Source organism: Chelativorans salis (genome assembly GCF_025336525.1).
Taxonomy (GTDB): domain Bacteria; phylum Pseudomonadota; class Alphaproteobacteria; order Rhizobiales; family Rhizobiaceae; genus Chelativorans; species Chelativorans salis.
Genome location: NZ_JAOCZP010000001.1, coordinates 874,615 through 894,922 on the forward strand (window position 1 = coordinate 874,615; position 20,308 = coordinate 894,922).

The 20,308-nt window shown below is 61.7% G+C and carries 13 protein-coding genes; 3 read left to right on the forward strand and 10 right to left on the reverse strand.

Features of this window, described 5'->3' with window-relative positions:
• Positions 1–8: 8 nt before the first annotated feature.
• The 10 genes from glgB to N5A92_RS04195 form a co-directional block, all read right to left on the reverse strand.
• A complete protein-coding gene (gene glgB / locus N5A92_RS04150; RefSeq protein WP_260900596.1) occupies positions 9–2,225 on the reverse strand; it encodes a 1,4-alpha-glucan branching protein GlgB in 2,217 nt (738 codons plus the stop codon).
• Complete coding sequence (gene treS, locus N5A92_RS04155; RefSeq protein WP_260900997.1) at positions 2,222–5,542, reverse strand: maltose alpha-D-glucosyltransferase; 3,321 nt, start codon at positions 5,540–5,542, stop codon at positions 2,222–2,224. Before treS ends, glgB begins: the two co-directional genes overlap by 4 nt.
• Positions 5,543–5,556: 14 nt before the next feature.
• On the reverse strand, positions 5,557–7,548 hold the full coding sequence (locus tag N5A92_RS04160) for an alpha-1,4-glucan--maltose-1-phosphate maltosyltransferase (protein WP_260900597.1): 1,992 nt from the start codon (positions 7,546–7,548) through the stop codon (positions 5,557–5,559).
• Positions 7,549–7,658: 110 nt separating this feature from the next.
• Positions 7,659–8,726: a M48 family metallopeptidase gene (locus N5A92_RS04165; RefSeq protein ID WP_260900598.1), complete on the reverse strand. Its 1,068-nt coding sequence runs from the start codon at positions 8,724–8,726 to the stop codon at positions 7,659–7,661.
• Between the two features lie 18 nt (positions 8,727–8,744).
• Positions 8,745–9,335, reverse strand: coding sequence for a LemA family protein (locus N5A92_RS04170; RefSeq protein ID WP_260900599.1), 591 nt, complete (start codon positions 9,333–9,335; stop codon positions 8,745–8,747).
• Positions 9,336–9,474: 139 nt separating this feature from the next.
• Positions 9,475–10,215, reverse strand: coding sequence for a DUF169 domain-containing protein (locus N5A92_RS04175; protein WP_260900600.1), 741 nt, complete (start codon positions 10,213–10,215; stop codon positions 9,475–9,477).
• A 22-nt stretch (positions 10,216–10,237) separates the two neighbouring features.
• Positions 10,238–10,999, reverse strand: coding sequence for an ABC transporter permease (locus tag N5A92_RS04180; protein ID WP_260900601.1), 762 nt, complete (start codon positions 10,997–10,999; stop codon positions 10,238–10,240).
• Positions 10,999–11,838 (reverse strand): ABC transporter ATP-binding protein, encoded by an 840-nt coding sequence (locus tag N5A92_RS04185; RefSeq protein ID WP_260900998.1) that lies wholly within the window; start codon positions 11,836–11,838, stop codon positions 10,999–11,001. Before N5A92_RS04185 ends, N5A92_RS04180 begins: the two co-directional genes overlap by 1 nt.
• A 5-nt stretch (positions 11,839–11,843) precedes the next feature.
• Positions 11,844–12,893, reverse strand: coding sequence for an ABC transporter substrate-binding protein (locus N5A92_RS04190; protein ID WP_260900602.1), 1,050 nt, complete (start codon positions 12,891–12,893; stop codon positions 11,844–11,846).
• A 239-nt stretch (positions 12,894–13,132) separates the two neighbouring features.
• The gene (locus tag N5A92_RS04195) at positions 13,133–13,618 is read right to left on the reverse strand and encodes a hypothetical protein (RefSeq protein ID WP_260900603.1); all 486 of its coding nucleotides are present in this window, start codon (positions 13,616–13,618) and stop codon (positions 13,133–13,135) included.
• A gap of 492 nt (positions 13,619–14,110) precedes the next feature.
• Between N5A92_RS04195 and N5A92_RS04200 the strand changes: the two genes are divergently transcribed.
• From N5A92_RS04200 to N5A92_RS04210, 3 genes are all read left to right on the forward strand, one after another.
• Complete coding sequence (locus N5A92_RS04200) at positions 14,111–15,769, forward strand: hypothetical protein (protein WP_260900604.1); 1,659 nt, start codon at positions 14,111–14,113, stop codon at positions 15,767–15,769.
• A 209-nt stretch (positions 15,770–15,978) separates the two neighbouring features.
• Positions 15,979–17,943, forward strand: coding sequence for a hypothetical protein (locus tag N5A92_RS04205; RefSeq protein WP_260900606.1), 1,965 nt, complete (start codon positions 15,979–15,981; stop codon positions 17,941–17,943).
• Positions 17,944–18,417: 474 nt separating this feature from the next.
• A complete protein-coding gene (locus N5A92_RS04210; protein WP_425248523.1) occupies positions 18,418–20,301 on the forward strand; it encodes a type I secretion system permease/ATPase in 1,884 nt (627 codons plus the stop codon).
• Positions 20,302–20,308: the final 7 nt, after the last annotated feature.

Here is a 20,308-nt window from a genome sequence, read left to right on the forward strand (position 1 = left end):
TTTTCGGCCTATTGATCCCAGCTCAGCACCGTGGCCCCTAGTGGCGGCAGCCTGATAGAGGCCGAGGCGGGGCGGCCGTGCCACGGCTCCTCCACGGCGTCCACTATGCCGTTCGTGACGCCCGAGCCGCCATATCGTGGGTCGTCGCTGTTGAGTATCTCACGCCAGCGGCCCTTCCGTGGAAGGCCGATGCGATAGTCCTCCCGCACGATAGGCGTGAAGTTGCAAGCAACGAGGACAGGCGCAGAGTCGCCAGAACCCTTTCGCAGATAGACGAAGACGCTCAAATCCGGATTGGAGGCATCGATCCATTCGAACCCGTCGGCTTCGCAGTCCAACTCATGCAGCGCCTTTTGGTCCGCGTAGGTCGCATTGAGGTCGCGCAGGAGGTCACGCACGCCGCTATGGAGCGGGTCGTCGAGATGGTGCCAATCGAGCTGCCAATCGTGGTTCCACTCGCGCTCCTGCGCAAACTCGCCGCCCATGAACAGAAGCTTCTTGCCCGGATGCGTCCACATGAAGGTGAGGTAGGCGCGCAGGTTGGCGAATTTCTGCCAACGGTCGCCGGGCATGCGACCGATCAGCGACCCTTTTCCGTAGACCACCTCGTCATGGCTCAATGGCAGGATGAAGTTTTCCGAAAAGGCATAGTGCAAGCCGAAGGTTATTTGGTCATGATGATGGCGCCGGTGGATCGGGTCGTGGCCGATATAATCCAGCGTGTCGTGCATCCAGCCCATGTTCCACTTGAAGCCAAAACCCAGCCCGCCCGCATATACGGGCCGTGAGACGCCGGGAAATGCCGTCGACTCTTCGGCCGCCGACGTTGCCCCCGCGTAATTGGCGAAGAGTGCCGTATTCGTCTCGCGCAGGAAGGCGATCGCCTCTAGGTTTTCGTTGCCGCCATGAATATTGGGCTCCCAGTCACCCGGTTGGCGGCTGTAATCGAGGTAGAGCATCGAGGCGACGGCATCCACGCGCAAGGCATCGATGTGATACTGATCAAGCCAGAACATCGCATTGGCCGTTAGAAAGTTGGCGACCTCACGGCGGCCGAAATTGTAGATCAGCGTGTTCCAGTCGCGATGAAAGCCTTTGCGGGGGTCCGCATGCTCATAGAGTGCAGTGCCGTCGAAATTGGCCAGACCATGCGCATCCGAGGGGAAATGGGCGGGAACCCAGTCGATTATGACGCCCAGCCCCTCCTTGTGGCAGCGGTTCACGAACCGGGCGAAGCCGTCCGGATCACCGAAGCGGCTGGTCGGCGCATAAAGGCCGATCGGCTGATAGCCCCACGAGCCGGAGAACGGGTGCTCGCTGACCGGCATACATTCGATGTGGGTGAAACCGAGATCCTTTACGTAGGGGACGAGTTGGTCCGCCAGTTCATCATAAGTGAGATAGGCGCCGTCGTCGCGGCGACGCCATGAGCCGAGGTGAACCTCGTAGATGGAAATGGGTGCGCTGCGGTCGTTTCGGGCGGAGCGCTCCTTCATCCAGCTCTCATCCTCCCACGCGCGGGCGGGCAAACCGTCGACGACGGAAGCAGTCGCCGGTGGTACTTCGCTCTTGAAGGCGACGGGGTCGGCCTTCGGCGGAAGGACTTGGCCTTGAGCGCCGATAATTTCGTATTTGTAGATTTCGCCCGGGCCGACCCCCGGCACAAAAATCTCCCACACGCCAATGCCGGGGTGGGGGCGCATGGTATGGCGGCGACCTTCCCAGAAGTTGAAGTTGCCAATGACGCTGACGCGGCTGGCATTGGGCGCCCATACGGCGAAGCGGGTTCCCGCCACACCGTCGCACTTCATCGGGTGCGCGCCCAGTTTCTCGTAGAGGCGTAGATGCCGGCCCTCCCCCAGAAGGTGCCGGTCGAGGTCGCCGAAGGTGCTCGAGAAGCGGTAGGCGTCCTCCTCCTCCCAGACGTCATCGCCACGGGAAAAGCGCAGCCGATAACGCGGTGGAGACTCGCCTTTCGACAGCAGCCCCTCAAAGAAGCCACGCGCGTGGCGCCGCAACAGCTTTGCCAGTGGCCTGCCGCTTTGGGAATCGATCGCCTCGGCCGTCTCGGCGTCGGGGCGCAGTACACGCAACACTGTACCGGCAGGGCTTGCGTGCGGCCCAAGAACGGAGAATGGATCGCCATGCCGCCCCGCTACCAGCGCCGCAATGGCATGCGGATCATCAAGGCGCCAGGATTCCACCGTTTCGGCAGGGGATGTCATGCCACGCCTCCATCGATCAGGTCGAGAATGCCCTGGATCGGGATACTCACCCAGTCTGGACGGTTGGAAAGCTCGTAGTTGATCTCGTAGAAGCCTTTCTGCAGCAGGAACAGTTCCAGTAGCGCTTGCCGTGTTTGGGTGTCCTCCGGCAGGTTCTGCGCGTCCACCGCCGCCGACAAATAGCCCTCCAAGAACTCGCCCACCATGCGGTCGCGCCAGTGCCTGGCAATGGCCGCGCTGTCGCGCGCCTGGTTGGGCAGCCGCGAGGCGACCTGCCTCACCGCCGCCCAGGCTGCGTAGTCGAACGAACGCAGCATCCCCGCCACATCGCGAAGCGGCGAGCTTTTGCCGCGCCGCTCGGCCAAGGTGCGCCGCGGCTCACCCTCGAAATCAATGATGAAAAGGTCCTGCTCGGAGACGAGCACCTGACCCAGATGATAATCCCCATGGATGCGGGACTTCTTACCCGACGGTGCTATCTTCGCCAGCGCTTCCAACCGACGATCGATCTCGGGATCGAGTGCGCTCAACCGCTCCGCCATCTCTTTCGCTATGGGCGGAAGGTTTGCCATCGCGCGCCGAATCCCCGCACGTGCCTCCGCCACCTCCACACGCGCGTCCTCCAGCCATTCCTCAATGTCGGCGCGGTCGATCGGTTCGCAACGGAACGCCTCCCGATCCGTATCGACAGCAAACGCCGAATGCATCTCGCCGGTACACTCACCGAGCCGCCGGAGGAGATCGAGTGGATAAACGAGGGAGTCCGAGACAACGCCGGGCGGTGCACCTGGTATCGCTGCCGGCACACCGGACGGCGGGGCAAGGAACTCGTCCTCTATGCTCCGTTCAAGCGCATGGACGAACACGCTCCAAGCATCCCCCTGGTTTTCGACAAAGGCAGAAACGCTGCCAAGCACTGTCCGCTCGCCGTCCTCCTCGTCGTATTCGATCATTCCGAGAAAAGCTGGCGTATTGGCGAAGCCAGCCTCTTCCGTCAGGAACCGTGCCACCTCGACCTCGGGCTGATCGCCAGAGCGGAGCCTACGGAATATTTTCAAAAGTGCCTGCCGGCCAAAGGCAATCGATACGTTGCTTTGCTCACCCATCAGAGAGACTGGCGGTTCAGGGAACGTCATGGCTTGCAGTCGCTCATTTCCGTAAAAGCGCAAAACTCCTCCGGCGGCCGAATGTTCGCGATTTTCCTGCATGGCTCGCATGACCTCGGTGGCGAAGCGATCGTCATAGGAGCCGTCGATAAGCGCACCGAGCTGCGGGCCGCGCCGCACGCGCGCGAGCGTGGCCGAGAGCTTGGGCGCCCCGAACTGCACGTTCTCTTCACCCCAAAGCACGGTGAGCGGCAGCAAGTAGCGTTGGCTGCCGTCCGGCAGATCGATGTCCACCGTGCTAAGAAGTCCCGCTTCGTCCCCCAGCCGCGCAAGCTCGTTCACCTCGACCGAACGTACCTTTTCACCCTTGGCACCGAACCAGCGTTGGCGCTGCAGAAACTGTGGCAGCACGTCCCGCGCCAGCTGTTGCCCCTCCCGGCCGACGAGCGCACGCTCAATGCGCCCGCCGATCAGTGTCAGCGTGACGAATTCGGGAAGCGGTTCGGGAACGTTGCTGTGCCAATCGGGCGCCTGCGCCTCGCTTGCCAGCAGGAACCAGAAGGCACCATAACTCGACAGCGTGAGCATATAGGGAAGTTCGCCGATGGGCGGAAAAGGCGACTGGCTAATAAGTTCGACGGGAACGCAGCCGCGATACTCGGAAAGATCGAGCTCCACCGCCTGGGCAGAGCGGGACAGGTTCACCACACACAGGATGGTCTCCTCGCCCTCGCTGCGCGTATAGGCGAGGATGCGTCTGTTTGCCGGGTAGAGCATGGTGAAATCGCCGTGCCCGAAGGCGCGATGCTGCTTGCGTACGGCAACCATGCGGCGGACCCAGTTGAGGAGCGAGGATGAATCCGCCTCCTGGGCCTCGACATTGATGGTCTGGTATCCGTAGACCGGGTCCATGATCGGGGGCAGGTAGAGCATTTGGGGGTTGGCGCGCGAAAAGCCGCCATTGCGGTCCATCGACCACTGCATGGGCGTGCGGACACCGTCGCGGTCACCGAGATAGATGTTGTCGCCCATACCGAGCTCGTCACCATAATAGATGATCGGCGTACCGGGCATGGACAGAAGCAGCGCATTCATCAGCTCCATCTTGCGCCGGTCGTTCTGCATCAGTGGTGCAAGCCGCCGGCGGATGCCGAGATTGATGCGCGCGCGCACGTCCTCCGCATAGGTGCGCCAGAGATAGTCCCGCTCGCGGTCTGTCACCATCTCCAGCGTCAGCTCGTCATGATTGCGCAGGAAAATGGCCCACTGGCAGGGTTCCGGGATTTCCGGTGTCTGCCGCATGATGTCGGAAATCGGATGCCGGTCCTCCTGCGCCAGCGCCATGTAGATGCGCGGCATCAGGGGAAAGTGAAAGGCCATGTGGCATTCATCGCCTTCGCCGAAATAGGGCCTCGTATCCTCCGGCCACTGATTGGCTTCGGCAAGCAGCAGCCGGTCAGGATAGGCGTCGTCCAGCGCCTTGCGGATCTTCTTCAGGATCTCGTGGGTCTCGGGCAGGTTCTCATTGTTGGTACCGTCGCGCTCGATCAGGTAAGGGATGGCATCGAGCCGCAGCCCGTCGACGCCGGTGTGGAGCCAGAAGCACATTACTTTGATGACCTCTTCCAGCACCCGCGGGTTATCGAAGTTGAGGTCGGGCTGGTGGGAATAGAAGCGGTGCCAGAAGAATTGGCCGGCTACGGGATCCCAAGTCCAGTTGGACGTCTCGGTGTCGAGAAAGATGATGCGGGTGTCGGGATAGCGCTCGTCGTCATCGTTCCACACATAGAAATTGCGGGTTGCCGTACCCTTCTTGGCTCGTCGCGCGCGCTGGAACCAGGGGTGCTGATCGGAGGTGTGGTTGATGACGAGTTCTGTAATCACGCTGATTCCGCGCCGGTGCGCCTCGGCGACGAAACGGCGGAAATCGCGCATCGTGCCGTATGAGGGATTGATGGAGCGGTAGTCGGCAATGTCATAGCCGTCGTCGCGCAGCGGCGAGGGATAGAAGGGCAAAAGCCAGATCGCATTCACGCCCAACCGTTCGACATAATCGAGCCGCTGCAGGAGACCGTTGAAGTCGCCTATGCCGTCACCGTTGGAATCGTGAAACGCCTTGATATGAAGCTGATAGATGATCGCGTCCTTGTACCAATCGGGCGGACGTGAGCCTGCAGAGCGCGTGCCGGCCCGCGCCGTCGGCGCCAGCATCCTGTCGAAATTGTTCATCGGCTTGCTCCCGGTGCGATCAGCCGCCAGGCCATAAATGGACGCTGATGCGGATCGAGAAACATGTGCTGGATTTTGCCAGTCCAGGAGAAAGGCTGGCCCGTGACGAGATCGTCGGCCTCTACGGTAGCATCATCGGGAAGCCCGAATTCCCACAGCGGCACCTCGAAAGGTGCCTCCTGCGGGTGGTGCGGGTCGAGGGTCACAGCGAATAGGAGAAAATTCGACAGGTCGTCCGTGAACTTACCATAGTAGAGGATGGCATCGTTCCAGGCATTGTAGAAGTTCAGGTTGGTGAACTGGCGCAGCGCAGCATTCTCGCGCCGCAACCGGTTGATAAAGGCGATATCTGCCTTGATGTTGCCCGGCTGGTCCCAGTCCCAAGCACGGATTTCGTATTTCTCGGAGTTGAGATACTCCTCCCGTCCCGGCAGCGCCTCGGCGTCGCAAAGCTCGAAACCATTGTAAATTCCATAGTTGGCGCCGAGTGTGGCGGCGAGGAACAGCCGCACCTGAAAGCCTGGCCTGCCGCTCGTCTGCAGATAGTAGGGATTGATGTCCGGCGTGTTCGCGAAGAAGTTCGGCCGCATGTAGTGGCGGCAGTCCTCGCGCGTGAGCTCAGTGAGATATTCGGTCAGCTCCTGCTTGGTATTGCGCCAAGTGAAGTAGGAATAGGACTGGTTGAAGCCGACCTTTGCGAGCCGCTTCATCATCTTGGGTCGCGTGAATGCTTCGGCAAGGAAGATGGCGCCGGGATCCACCCGCCGCACGTCCTCTATCATCCACTCCCAGAAAGGCAGGGGCTTGGTGTGAGGATTGTCGACCCGGAAGATGCGTACGCCCTTGTCCAACCAGAAAAGAACGATGTCGCGTAGCGCGTACCACAGGCCGGGGATCGCATCGCGATAGAAGTGAACGTTGACGATGTCCTCGTACTTCTTGGGCGGGTTCTCGGCGAACTTGATGGTGCCGTCCGGCCGCCAGTCGAACCATTCGGGGTGCTCCTTGATCCATGGATGGTCCGGGGAGCACTGGATGGCGAAATCGAGCGCAACCTCCAACCCGTGGTCGGCAGCTGCCTTTACGAGCCTCTCGAAATCCTCAAAACTGCCGAGTGCGGGGTGTATGGCGTCATGCCCGCCCTCCTCCGACCCGATGGCATAGGGGCTGCCCGGATCCTCGGGCGCGGGCGTGAGGCTGTTGTTCCGACCCTTCCGGTTGGTACGGCCTATTGGGTGGATGGGCGGGAAATACAGCACATCGAAACCCAAGTCGCGCACATAAGGGAGCCTATCGATGACATCATCGAAGGTGCCATGCACATCCGCGCTACCCGACTGCGAACGCGGCATCAGTTCGTACCAGGCGGAAAAGCCCGCACGCTCGCGATCCACGAACACCGGGAAGCTCGTATCGCCGTGCGTCACGTTCGCCCGTGGGCCGAGCTGCCGCATCAGGACCGACATGTCGTCGCTGATCAGAACCGCGAGCACATCGCCCTCAGAGGGCGAGGATCCGATTTCGTCCCACAGCGCCTCAAGCGCAGCGCGGTCCTTCGGCGATCCGGCGGCCTCTGCAAGCGCCTTCTCCACAAGAAGCCGCCCCTCCCGCAGGTCAAGCGAGATATCCTGGGCTGCATCGTGCTTCTTGGTCACCTCCGCCCGCCATGTGGCGAAGAGATCACGCCAGGAGCGGATGCTGAATTCGTAGTGCCCGACCTTGTCGAAAGTGATCGTCGCGCGCCAGCGGTCGTTGACCGTTAGACGCATGGGCGTCTCGTGCCAGGACGCCTCGCCCCGACGGCGGTGCAGCAGCACCGCCGCGATCACCTCGTGTCCATCGCAGAAGATGTCAGCCTCGACCCGGAACCGCTCGCCGACGATTGCCTTTGCAGCGAAGCGTCCTCCGTTGATTACCGGCTCCACCGCCTCTATTGCGATACGGCTTGCAGCTAGCTCCTGAAGAAGCTCTTGCCCCGGACGGTCCATTCTCAAAATCTCTCAACGAGAAAATCCTATGCCCGTCCAACGCGAATATACGCTGCCGGTTCCCCCTTTCCCGGCGAACCATTCTCTCTATGTCTGCATGACACCTGAACCTAACCCCAAGGACCGAACAACTCGTGCCGCGTTTCGCGCAGGATTCGCTTGTCGCCCTTGGTGTAGATCGGATCCGTCGCGGGGTTGAATTGAGGATCGAGCGCCCGGACGCGATCATGAAGCGGCGGATGGGTGGAAAAAAGCCCGGCGAAGGAGCCTGTCGCCTGGGCGAAGAACATGTGCCGTGCTTCTTCGGCATGAGAGTTGTCGACATGGCTGCCTGCCGTCGTGGCGCCGATCTTCTTCAACGCGTTGGCAAGCCCCGTCGGATTGCGTGTGAATTGTACACCCGTGGCATCGGCCAGATACTCCCGCCGCCGGGACACCGCGCTCTGCAGGATACGCCCGCCGAGCACGCCGAGCAGGCCGAGCACGATCAGGCCGAGGCCGATGGCAAGAATGGGAACGGTGCCACGATTGCCTCTGCCGCGGCGCATGAAGATCGAGCTGCGCAGGAGGGCATGGCCGCTCGTGTAGAGGATGACCAGCCCGAACACCATGCCCATGAGACGCATGTTGAGGCGCGTGTCGTGATTGGCAATATGCGCCATTTCGTGCGCCACCACGCCCGTAAGCTCCTGCCTGTTGAGCTTGGCGAGTGCACCGTGCGTGACGCTGATCGCCGCCTTTTCAGGCGAGCCGCCGGCGGCGAAGGCGTTGATACCCTGCTCGTGCTTGACGACGAAGGCCCGCGGGCGCGGCAGGCCGGCGGCGATCGCCATTTCCTCGACCACATTGAGATAGCGCTTCTTGAACGGGTTCTGCGTGTCCTCCGTCACCTCCTCGGCACCCAGCGACGTCGCCACCCGTGCTCCGTCGCCGCCGAAACTCACGATCTTGAAGAGAGCCACGCCGACGATCACCGCCATAATGCCAAGCGCGATCGCGATAGCCGGGGCCGGCTCCAGCCTGATCTCCCGCGCAGTGGGATCGCCGCCGAGGAAGGCCGCGATCAGCGCGCCCAGGAGAAGGCTGATGATCGCGACCATAACGATGAAGGCCAAGACGAGGACGACGCTCAGGTGTCGGGCGCGTTCCTGCTGAGCCCTGAAATCGAAGGCTGCCATTGGTGGAGCCACAAAGCCTCAGTCAAAGGAAACGCGCGGCGCCTGTTGGATCACCTCGCGATCCTCGAACTCCAGCATGCCGATCTCACGAAAGCCAAAGGTGTTCGCAATGAAGTTCGACGGCACGCTCTGGACAGCGTTGTTATAGGCCATGCCGGCGTCGTTATAGGCCTGCCTGGCATATGCGACGCGGTTCTCCGTGGAGGTCAGTTCCTCCTGGAACTGGCGGAAGTTCTCACTCGCCTTTAGGTCGGGATAGGCTTCCGAAAGCGCGAAGAGCCGCCCGAGCAGCCCACCCAGAGCGCCCTCGGCTTGGCCCAGCTGCGACATGGCTTGCGGATCACCGACCGCGTTGCCGATGGCCTCGCGGATCTGCTCGGCTTGGTTCCGCGCCTGGATGACGGCCTCGAGCGTCTCGCGCTCGTGCTTCATGTAGCCCTTCACCGTTTCCACGAGTTGCGGGATCAGATCATGACGGCGCTTCAACTGAACGTCGATCTGGGCGAAGGCGTTGATATAGGCATTCCTCAACCCGACCAGCCGATTGTAGAGAACGGCGACGAAGCCGACGAGCGCCACGATTACGAGAAGGATGATGAGGAGTTCCAAGCTAGCCTCCATGCTCCGGCGGAACCGCCGACGTGTTCTATCCTACGACTGGCAACTTTGAAATCGCCACGGATGCGCATGAACCGGAGCAGCCTTATACGACACGAGGACGCTCGGACAGGACCAGAAAAAGTGCGGCTCAGTTGGGCAAGATCCTGCCAAACCGCGCGGCATCCGCCGCGGCATAAGCAGCCACCTGTCGCTCGGTCTCGGCGTTGGCGCGTAGCGCCGCCACCACCTCCCCGAGCCGCGCCGCCGGAATTGCACAGGACAGGTCGTTGTTACTCATGCCCGTACGCACCCGGCTCAGCATGCAGCCGACGCTGATGGCGATCTCGCCGCCGTCCTTGGCAATCGCCATGATGTGGCACTGCGGCTTGCCCTCGAACCTAACCCCACCGAGCGCGTCGTCAAGCACCATCGCCTGCTTGGCATTGAGGCGAAGATAGACGATGTCGGGCTCCACAGGCATCCGCTCGAGCGGGCCGTATACGATCGATGCCGGGCGATCCTTGACCGCAGGCACATGCGGGAAGTCCTCCATGCCGACCCAGCCGGAGCCGACAAGTGCTGCTACGTCGTTCTTGTCCGCCACCTCGCCAAGGCTCTTGAAGCCGTGAGTGTAGCTTCCGACGCTGCAATTGCCGTGATCTTCGGCAACCGTGGAGAACACCTGATCGACGGCTTTCGTCCAGAACACGCAAGATGCCGGGACGGCCCCGGTGCGCCCGTCCTCCGTCGGCGCGGGACGCTCGCCGCCGATGGGGGCTGCGTCCGGCGTTGCGGCTTGGTCGCGGAAGGCGATGCCGATCGGCGGGACGGACAGATGCAGGACGCTCGAAAGTTCCTGCGAAAGCGCGGCGAACGATGTGGCTGCCATCAAAATCCTCCCTCGATGTGGTTCAGGCGTAGCGCCAGTGCAGCAGCCGGCGTTCGACGCGGCCGGCAAGCCCGAACAGGATGAGCACAAAACCCATGATGATGACGATCAGCGCGATGGTGAGCGCGGCGTTGTAGGTGCTCTGGGCGAAGGATAGGAGATAGCCGAGGCCGCGGCTGGAGGCCACGAACTCGCCCACCACCGCGCCCGTGAAGGCGAAGCCAACGGCGACCTTGAGGTTGCCAAGGATCCAAGCGGTCACCGAAGGAACGTAGACCTCGCGCAAGAGCGTCATCCGTCCGCCGCCGAGCGTCCGCACCCGTTCCACGAGGCGGGCGTCGACCTCGCGAATCCCGCTGTAGACGGCAAAGAAGATGAGCACCGCCACCAGCACGAGGCTGACGGCGACCTTGGAGCCTAGCCCGATGCCGAACCAGATGATGAAAAGCGGCGCCAGGATGACCCGCGGGATGGCGTTGAGCAGGATCATCACCGGCTCGATGATGTCCGCGACCGGGCGCACCATCGCCGCGCCGAAACCCAGCACCGCCCCGAGCAGGAGGCCGAAGGCAAGGCCGGCCAGGGCGGCCGATAGGGTGGCGATCAGGTGCTGCCAGATGCTGCCGTCGGCGAACAGCTCATAGAGGGCCAGTGCGATGGCGCTTGGCGGCGGCGCGTAAAACGGGCTGATCAGCCCCGCGCGGCCAAGGACTTCCCATGATATGAGGAGGACTGCCAAGGCAAATGCCTGACGGGCCCATGTCTTGTCGAACAGCGCGCTCATCAGTCCGCGGCCTCCTCGACCTCGATCGACAGGTCCTTCCAGATGCGCTGCAGAAGCGGCGCGAAGGTGGGATGGCCGCGTACGCCGATCAGATCGCGCGGGCGCGGGATCTCGACCGGGTAGCGGTGGCTGATGCGGGCGCGCGGGCCGCGGGAGAGAAGGTTGACCACGTCGGAGAGCGCCTGCGCCTCCTCCAGATCGTGGGTGACGAGCAGCACGGCGATCCCCTCGCGCTCGACCCAGTCGAGCAGGTCCTGTGTGACGCGGTGGCGCACGATGGCGTCGAGTGAGGCGAAGGGCTCGTCCATCAGCAGGAGGCGGGGTTTGAGCGCCAGCACCTGGGCGAGCGCCACGCGCTTGCGCTGGCCGCCGGAGAGCTGGCGCGGGTAGCGCAGTTCGAGACCCTTCAGCCCGAGCCGTGCCATCCAGTCGGCCGCCTCCTCGCGCGCCGCGCCGACGGCCTTGCCGCGCAGGCGCAGGCCCAGCGCCACGTTGTCGCGCGCCGTCCGCCAGGGGAGCAGCGCATCGTCCTGGAACAGAAAGCCCATCTCGGTGGCCGGAATGCCCAGTTCGACGTTGCCGGAAAGCGGTGCATGCAGCCCGCTGATGGCCCTCAGGATCGTGCTCTTGCCTGAGCCGGATGGCCCGACGAGGCTGACGACCTCGCCTTCCCGCACTTCGAGCGAAACGCCCTCGATGACCGGCTCGGCCTTGCCATAGCGCATGGCGAGATCGCGCACGGAGACGACCGTCCGCGCGTTCTTGCTGCCTGCTCGCGCACGCAGCTCCCGCCCGTCGTCGAAGGCCTCGTGGGCGACGGCGAGATTACCCTTCATCATATTGTTCACGCCGGAACGACCTCCTGGTCGAGAAGCTGGTCGAGGTCGATATCCTGTTCGAGAATGCCGGCCATGCGCTGCGCGTCCACCACGCGCTGGCACGCCGCGCGATCGATGGCGACCTGTGTGGGATAGAGCGAGTCTTTGTAACGGGACACGATCTCATCGAAACGCTCGCCGTCGCCGCCAACGAGAAGCTCCGACGGCAGCGACTCGCGCAGGCGCTCGATCGGCGCTTCGCTCTGGTAGCGCAGGCCGGCCTCGAGCGCGCGCGCCACCGCCCGCATCTGCTCCAGCCGGTCCTCGCGCTCGTCCGCGCGATAGGCCACGCCCATGAACTCGTAGGGGCCGCCGAGATGCTCTTGGGCGTCGTCGATGTCCATAGCGTTGAACAGCACCCGTCCGCCCTCCTCGACAAGCAGCGAGAGCGCCGGCTCCTGCACCATCCCCGCGGCGACCTGGCCGCGCCGCAATCCCTCGTAAAGGTTCGGGCCAAGGACAGCGAAATTGATGGTGCTGGAATCGACGCCGGCCTGCGCCAGCAGGAAGAGCATCAGCGTGTGATCGGCGTTGCCGAGCGCGGAAACGCCTACCGTCCGGCCTTCGAGATCGGCAAGCGACGTGATCGCGTCGACCTCGCCCGGCGCGACTGCAAGCGCGAAGAGCGGCAGGCGGCCGGTGGTGGCGAAGCGGCGAATGCCGCCGCCGTTGGCGAAGGCCTGCACCGCCACGTCGAAGGAGGTGGCGGCGTAATCGACCGCCCCGCCGACGAGCGCCTGCATGGCTGCATTGCCGCCGCGGGTGTAGACCAGTTCGACCTCGAGGCCTTCATTCTCGAAGAAGCCGTGGAAGCGGGTGACCTCATAGGGCGTGACGCAGAGAAGCTGGCTGCAAAAGGCGAGCGTCACCTTTTGCTGGGCCTTGGCGATGTGCGGCCGCGTAACCGCTGCGGCGCCGGCAAGGCTGCCCGCCGCTTTCAGCAGCGTACGGCGATTGGGCTTGGGGTCCGGCTTGGGCCAGATGACGTCCAGCTTAGTATCGTTGCAGCAAGTCATGATCGCTGGCTCCGAAGCATGAGGAATTAGCAGGGCCGGCAGGGATGGATACGTGTGCCTGGCTGCCTTGGCCTCGCACGTTTGGAAGCGATTATGCCATGGGGCGCCGGAAAATGCGCGCATGCGCGTCCTCGAAACGGCAGTTTGAATGGAATACGATTTCGCTGCAAGCTCGCTGGGCAGCACTGCGGCCTCTCAAACGATGCAGACAGAGTTTTCAAGGGGTGGCCCCAAGGCGTTCACGATGTCGGAAAATCGTGCTTGTGGGCGATGGACCAGATTGTCTTGTTTATCGCGACGAGCGAGGAGATGCTGTTCTTTATCTTCTCGACCTCCAGCTCATCGAGACTCTCGACCTTACCGTATTTGATGTCGTCCTTGCTTTCGAAAATGCGCATCAGTTGCGTGATACCGCGCCCGCTTTCGGGATCGAAGGAATAGATACAGTGGTTGAACTTGTTGCGAAGGCTGGCTTCTTTCGATAGTTGCCGAGTGACTTCAAGGATTTCCGACCTACACCCCGGTGGCGTCTTCCGCATCTTCGCGAGACGCTCGACGAGATCGATCCTGGCGCGCGGCGTGTTCAGTGTCAGGAAAATGATGATCGCCGTTTCCTTGTCCACTCCGGCAAGTCCCGCGATAAGGTAAATCAGCAGGCTTTCCGTGTTGGTCCAAGTGTAATTCAGTTGCCCTACAAGAAGCAGGATATCCTGGAGTTTGGGCATCGATGCCAGCTTTCGATCTTCGGGGCTTCAGTCACGGCAGGATAGAATGTACGCCGAGCATTTTACAGCCGGAATAGACCGAACGGACTAGCCTTACGCCAGACCTAGAGCTTTATGGACAACCGCCTTCCAGATTAGGGGATCATCGATTGGATTAGATAAGGCTACCTGATGGCCGACATCTACTTCACTTGCGGGCTCCCCACCCTCCAGCCTAGGCCGAACTGGTGTCTTCTGTCGGTTCACCACCAGCCACACACTGCCTCTCGTAGGCCGGGAAGCGGAAGCGGAAGCGGTCCGCCATCTCCCGGCGATAGGAACGGGAGGAACTGAACTGCACAATCGAAACTGAACGAAGGAGGTGGCGTCCGTCCGCGTCGATGCGCGTCCGGCCGCCAAACACAGCTTGTGAGATTAACGCCCGCGCAGCAAAGGCCCTAAGGAGATGAATAGCGGTTAAGCTGTCGCGGCCTCGAAAGAGAGGACACGATCATGGGTACGTGGAACAACCTTTTTGGTTGGTATGATCAGGAGCAGGAGCAGGAGCAGGAACAGGAACAGGAACAGGAACAAGAACAAGAACAAGAACAAGAACAAGAACAAGAAAGCAAGCAGGAGCAGGAACAGGAGAGCAAATCCCTGAACCTCAATGGCAACGGCAATCTAAACGGTAATCTGAATGGGAACGCCAATGCCAACCTGAACAAGAGCGTCAATATCAATAAGAACGAAACCGAGGTTGATGTGGACGTTGATGTCGACGTCGATCTGGAAGGCTACATGCCCTCTGATGACGACTTCGCCGACATCGATATGAATGGCACCAACACCATTGAGGGCATGTTCAATACCAAATTTGAGGATGTTCTCAATGAATCCCTCAATGGCGCCGGTAACGACGTTGGTAACGTCATCAACCAAATCGCCAACATCTCCGATGACGACACGCTGAACAACGCCGAGGTCAAGAACGAAGACCAATTCTGGCAAGAGATCGATTCCCACGGCGGCTTCGCCAAGGCGGATGATGGGATCAATGCCGGCGGCGGTGGCGGCGGCGGCGGCGGAGATGCCGATGCCGATGGCGGCGAAGGCGGCGATGGCGGCCTGGCCTTCGGCGGCAACGGCGACGGCGGTGACGGCAACGGCGGTACTGCCACGAGCGCCGCGCTAGGCGGAATCGGCGTGGGCGGTCTGGCCGCCGGCGGTAATGCCGGAGCCACCGGCGGCACCAGCGGCTCCGCCAGCGGCGGCCAAGGTACTGGCGGGACGGGCGGCGCCGGCGGCGCAGGCACCGGTCTCGGTCTTGGGCTCGGATTGGGCCTGGGCATCGGCGCGGCGCTTGGAGGCAATAGCGGCAACAGCGACGGCGGCACCGGTGGTGCTGGCGGCGCCGGGGGCGCGAGCGGTGATGCTGACGGCGGCGATACCGAAGACGATGCGGGCGATGGCGGGAACGCTATCGGCGGAGACGGCTTCAACGCACTGTTTGCCGGCATACCGATCCTCAATGACGGTGGCGATGCGGGGAACGCCGGGAACGGTGGAAGCAACGTAGGCGGTCCCGGCGGCACCACGACCGGTGGCGCGGGCGGCAACGGCGGTAACGCAAATGGCGGCACCACCGGCGAGGGCGGCGACGCGCTCGGTGCCGGCCTGGGCGGCGGGTTCGGCGCGGGCGTGGGCGCTGGCTTCGGCGGTGACGGTGGGAACGGCACCGGTGGTGTCGGCGGAGCGGCCACGAGCGGCGATGCGTATGGCGGCTATGCCGATGCCGGCGATGCCGCAGCTGGCGGCGGCCAGGGCGGTCAAGCGCTTAGCGGCGCCTGGGCTGACGCTGATGGCGGCGACGGCTTCGGCGGCTGGGCGCAGGCCGGCGGCGGCGGCGCTGGAGGAAACGGCGGCATCGCCACGACCGGCTTTGGCGGCAATGGCGGTGCCGGTGGAATGTGGGGCTCCAACAATGGCGATGACGGCTACGTCAGCGGCCATAGCACCGCAACAGCGGACTCCATCGTCAACACCAGCGCCTTCAACCAGGAGATCGTGATGGGTGCAAACCTGCAGCAGAACGCGATCGACATGACCGTGGTTGGCGGCAACCTCACCAGCAACGTTGCAGGCGAGGATTTCGACGACGCCGCTGCCTAAAGGCGCTCCGGTTCGCCCCTGGGCGAACCTAACAACCAGGACTGCGCGGTTCTCCGCGCAGTCCACCTGGATCGGATCACCGTTATCCGATCCAACCTTTTGCCTGGTTGCAATTCCGGACGGAGAACCAGTTCCTACTTTTCCTGGAATTGCTCCAGCCGAGTATGACCGGCCACGCAGCCAGCCGACCTCGTCAGGAGCTATGTGTCATGCACATGGACAGGATTACGGAAGCCATTGCACACTTTATCGGCCTGTTCGAGATTACGGTCGAAGAAGCGCGGCTTCGCGATGCATATGACGAGTTTCGAGCCAAGGAGACAGGCGATCCCGATCTTGCCGACCTGAACGCGACCGCGATACCGTTCGCCGCTCCCTTTCGGTTCGCCGGTTTTGAGCCCGATCTCGCCTATCGCGCTCCTCCGCCCGAGTGGGTCGTCGTTCACCCGTGGAGCTATCTCAGCTTTGTTCCCCCGGATATCACGCTGCCGGGAGCATACGAGATAGCCACTCCGATCCCCTTCTCCCTGCCGGTAATAAACTACACCTCCCACAAGACCATCTTACCGGCGGTGGAGACGCTGGGATCCTTCGCGAACTACATCAAGCAGGACATCGGCCTGTCGGACAATGACTACTTCGGCGTCGGTGGGCACGGCCTGTACTTCAATCCGGCCCCTGCCAGCAATATCCATGTCATGGCGCTGACCGGTGCGGCCACCACCCTAATGCCTATTCTCGAACTTGAAATGCCTGGCTCTTCCGCGGAAGCCGCGGGATTTATGACGACTGCTTCGGAGCTTTTGGATGAATTTCCCGAGGATCCTGAGGGCAACGCGTTTGTGAAAAAGTCCGAAACCATCGAGGGGACGTTCGAAAACGGCGTAGAAGTCGACGAGGCCTCCAAGCTTGAAGACTACTACACGTTCGATGAAGAGCCGGAAGGGGCTCCTTCGGGGAATGTCCAGCTTACGGAGAACGGGCCCGTCATCGAGCAGTCGGTCGAGGTAGAAACCGGTGGCAACACCCTGCTCAACAATGCCGTTCTGCAGAATTACTGGACCTCGTCACCGGTGATGGCCGTCGTTGGCGATCACATCGAGATCAACGCGATCTTCCAGATCAACGCGTGGTGCGACAATGACTATATTTCCTCCACGGTGGGCGGATGGATACATGACACCAGCCCGACGCAGGCGTTCAATATCGCAAAATTTGAGCGCTTCGACTCCTTTGGCGATGATACGTCGAACGGGGCGATGAGTTTCCCTAAACATTGGGTTATCAAGGAAATCGACGGCGATCTCATGATGATGAACTGGCTCGAGCAGTTTATCTTCATGATGGACAACGACGTCGGTATTCTCTCCTCTTCAGGTGTCACCACACGCGTCTATTCCGGTGACAACAAAGCCTTCAACGACATTTCGATCGAGGAGATCGGCTTCGGCTATGATCTCATCATAGTCGGCGGAAACGTCTTCGACGCGAACATCATTCATCAGCTGAACGTTCTCAGTGACAACGACATTGTCGGTACCGTCGGTGGTTTCCAGACGACGGGTGACGGCTCTATTTCAACGTCGGGAAATCTGCTCTGGAATCAGGCCCACATCTACAATGTGGGCGGAGCAGACCGGTTTGAAACAATGCCGGCCCATTATCTTGATGCCGCGAAGAATCTTGCAGCCGGCAACAACCACCTGAACGGTGAAGTGCTGTCGGATTCCGCCTTTGCCGGATACGGCGCACTGCGCGTGCTTCACATCAAGGGCGATCTCGTCAATCTTCAGTACATCAAGCAGACGAATATTCTGGGCGACAGCGACCAACTTGCCTTGGCGATGCATGCGAAGGATGCATACCCGGATGCCGCATGGTCGGTCTCCACCGGCGGCAACGCGCTGCTGAACAACGCTGCTATCCAAGATCTGGATTCGGTCGGGAAAACCTATGTCGGCGGCGGCCACTACTCGAACGAGGTCCTCGTACAAGCGGACATCATATCCACCGAACCGGATTTCGGCGGTCAGGACCCGAACGTGCTGGTCAACGAAGCTGTCGCGTTTCTCGATGACGACATGATGGACAACCGCGATCAGCCGCAGGGCGACCACGGCCAGTACGATGCGGATTATCTGCAGTCGGATGGCCTGAGCACGATGATCGGATAACGGATTTTCTGGGCGGCATCGGTGGAATACGAACGCGGCACATCACCAGGCTCGCCCGGCAAAATGCCAGGGTGCGCCGCCCCTCAACCAGAGGCTGCTATGCGGCAATTGACGGCAAGTGAGGCAAAGATCGACCAAGGGATGTCAGAGATCGATCGTTTGGTGCAGGAAATATTCGAGGAGGCGGCGTTGAAACGAGCCAGCGATCTGGCGAAACGCGAAGCCGCACGACCAATATCTGCTTCGAAGCAGCACGCGGCTGACGGCTCGAGGGACACGAGGCAGAATCTCGCCGAGCCATATCAGCATGCCTACATCCCAGAACGTGACGAGCCTCGACCCCAGGAGATTCGGCAAGAGGCCCCGCGGCGGGAGCCAGCCGAAGGGCGAGAAGGGGCAGAAGAACGCCGCCCCAGGGATAATGGCTCAGCCTCCACAAAGACACCGCATATACAGGAAATACCGAAGCCGGCTATGAAGCATGACGACCGCCCCGAAGGCATCGTCACCATCGAAGGAGACCGCAACCCGATCAAGGCGCGCGAGCGCGCGGCCGACCAAGCGGGCGATTCCGGCCGTGGCAAAGGACCGAGCGGCAAGGGACCCGGCGGCGGTGATGGCGTTTTTCACAAGCGGCTCGGGCCTGTGGATTTTGCCGCCAGTCTCAAGGCTGGTTTGACAGCGGTCCGGCAGAATCTCTTGGTCGTCATGGTCTTCACGGTGGCGAGCAACGCCCTGGTGCTGGCGATTCCGATCTATCTTTTCCAGATTTCGGACCGCATCCTGACGAGCCGATCGATCGACACCCTGGTGATGCTGACGGTTGTCATCGTCGGCGCAGTCATTCTGCAGGCGGTATTCGACGCGATCCGGCGCTTCATTCTCATGCGGACGGCCGTCGAGTTTGCCGCACAATTGGGTTCGCCTATCCTCAGTGCCGCAGCGCGGGCTTCTTTGCATGGAAGCGGTCGCGAGTATCAGACGCTCGGTGATCTGCAACAGGTCCGTTCATTCCTTGTCTCGCGCACGCTGCTTTCCTTCCTCGATGCGCCGATCGCCCCACTGTTCGTGCTCGCGGTATTCTTGATCCATCCGCATCTCGGGTCGATCGTCGTGGTGACGGCGCTTTTGCTGCTTGTTTTTACACTCATCAACCAGCGCGCCACGGCAGGGCCGTTCGGAGAAGCGAACACTGCGCAGGTCAAGGCCAACCTCCACCTGGAGTCCATGTCCCGCAATTCGCAGATCATCAATGCTCTGGCGATGATACCGGAGGCCGTGCAAATCTGGGGCAAGGATACGGCTGGTTCCTTGAAATCGCAGGTCGTTGCACAGGACCGCAACATCGTCTTTGCTGCCCTGTCTAAAGGCTCGCGGCTCCTCACGCAGGTCGCAATGCTCGGCTGGGGCGCCTATTTGGCGATCGAAGGCGAGATCACCGGCGGCATGGTGATTGCTGCATCCATCATCGCAGGCCGCGCACTGGCGCCAATCGAGGGCGCCATCGAGGGGTGGAACCAATACAGTCAGTCCCGCTCGGCTTTCGAACGCATATCGACGCTGCTGAAGACATCCCCGCTCAATTTCGAGCGCCTGAACCTACCGCGGCCGGAGGGGCGCCTGGATGTGGAAAGGCTGCTTTATGTGCCTCAGGGAACGAAGAGGGTCGTTCTCAACGGTATATCCTTCGCATTGACGCCGGGGGACTCTCTGGCCGTCATCGGAAATTCCGGCGCCGGCAAGACGACGCTCGGCAAGATGCTTGTCGGGTCCATCCTTCCAACTTCAGGTAGCGTCAGGCTCGATCTCATGGATTTGCGCAACTGGGACCAGCGGCAGTTCGGCGAGAATATCGGCTACCTTCCGCAGGATGTTCAGCTCTTTCCCGGCACGATCAAGGCCAATATCGCACGCATGCGCGAGGATGCGACGGACGCGCAGATCTACCAGGCGGCGAAGCTTGCGGACGTCCATGAGATGATCGCGACGTTGCCGCACGGCTATGAGACGGTCGTTGCCGGGGACGGGACGCCGCTTTCCGGTGGCCAAAAGCAGCGCATCGCGCTTGCCAGGGCCTTCTTCGGCAATCCGCGTTTGGTTGTACTCGATGAGCCTAACTCCAATCTGGACAGCGCTGGGGAAGAAGCGCTGGTGCGCGCGCTCGAGCACGCCAGGGAAAACAAGATCACCGTGATCACGATTACGCAGCGGCCGGCATTGCTCAACAATGTCGACAAGATCCTGCTTCTGGTGAACGGCACCGTTGCTCTGTTCGGTGTGCGCAAAGACGTTCTGCAAGCGCTTTCGACGCGCGGGGTGAGCATAGAGAACGGTTCCTTCGGGCACCAGATAAGCTGAGGGCGAT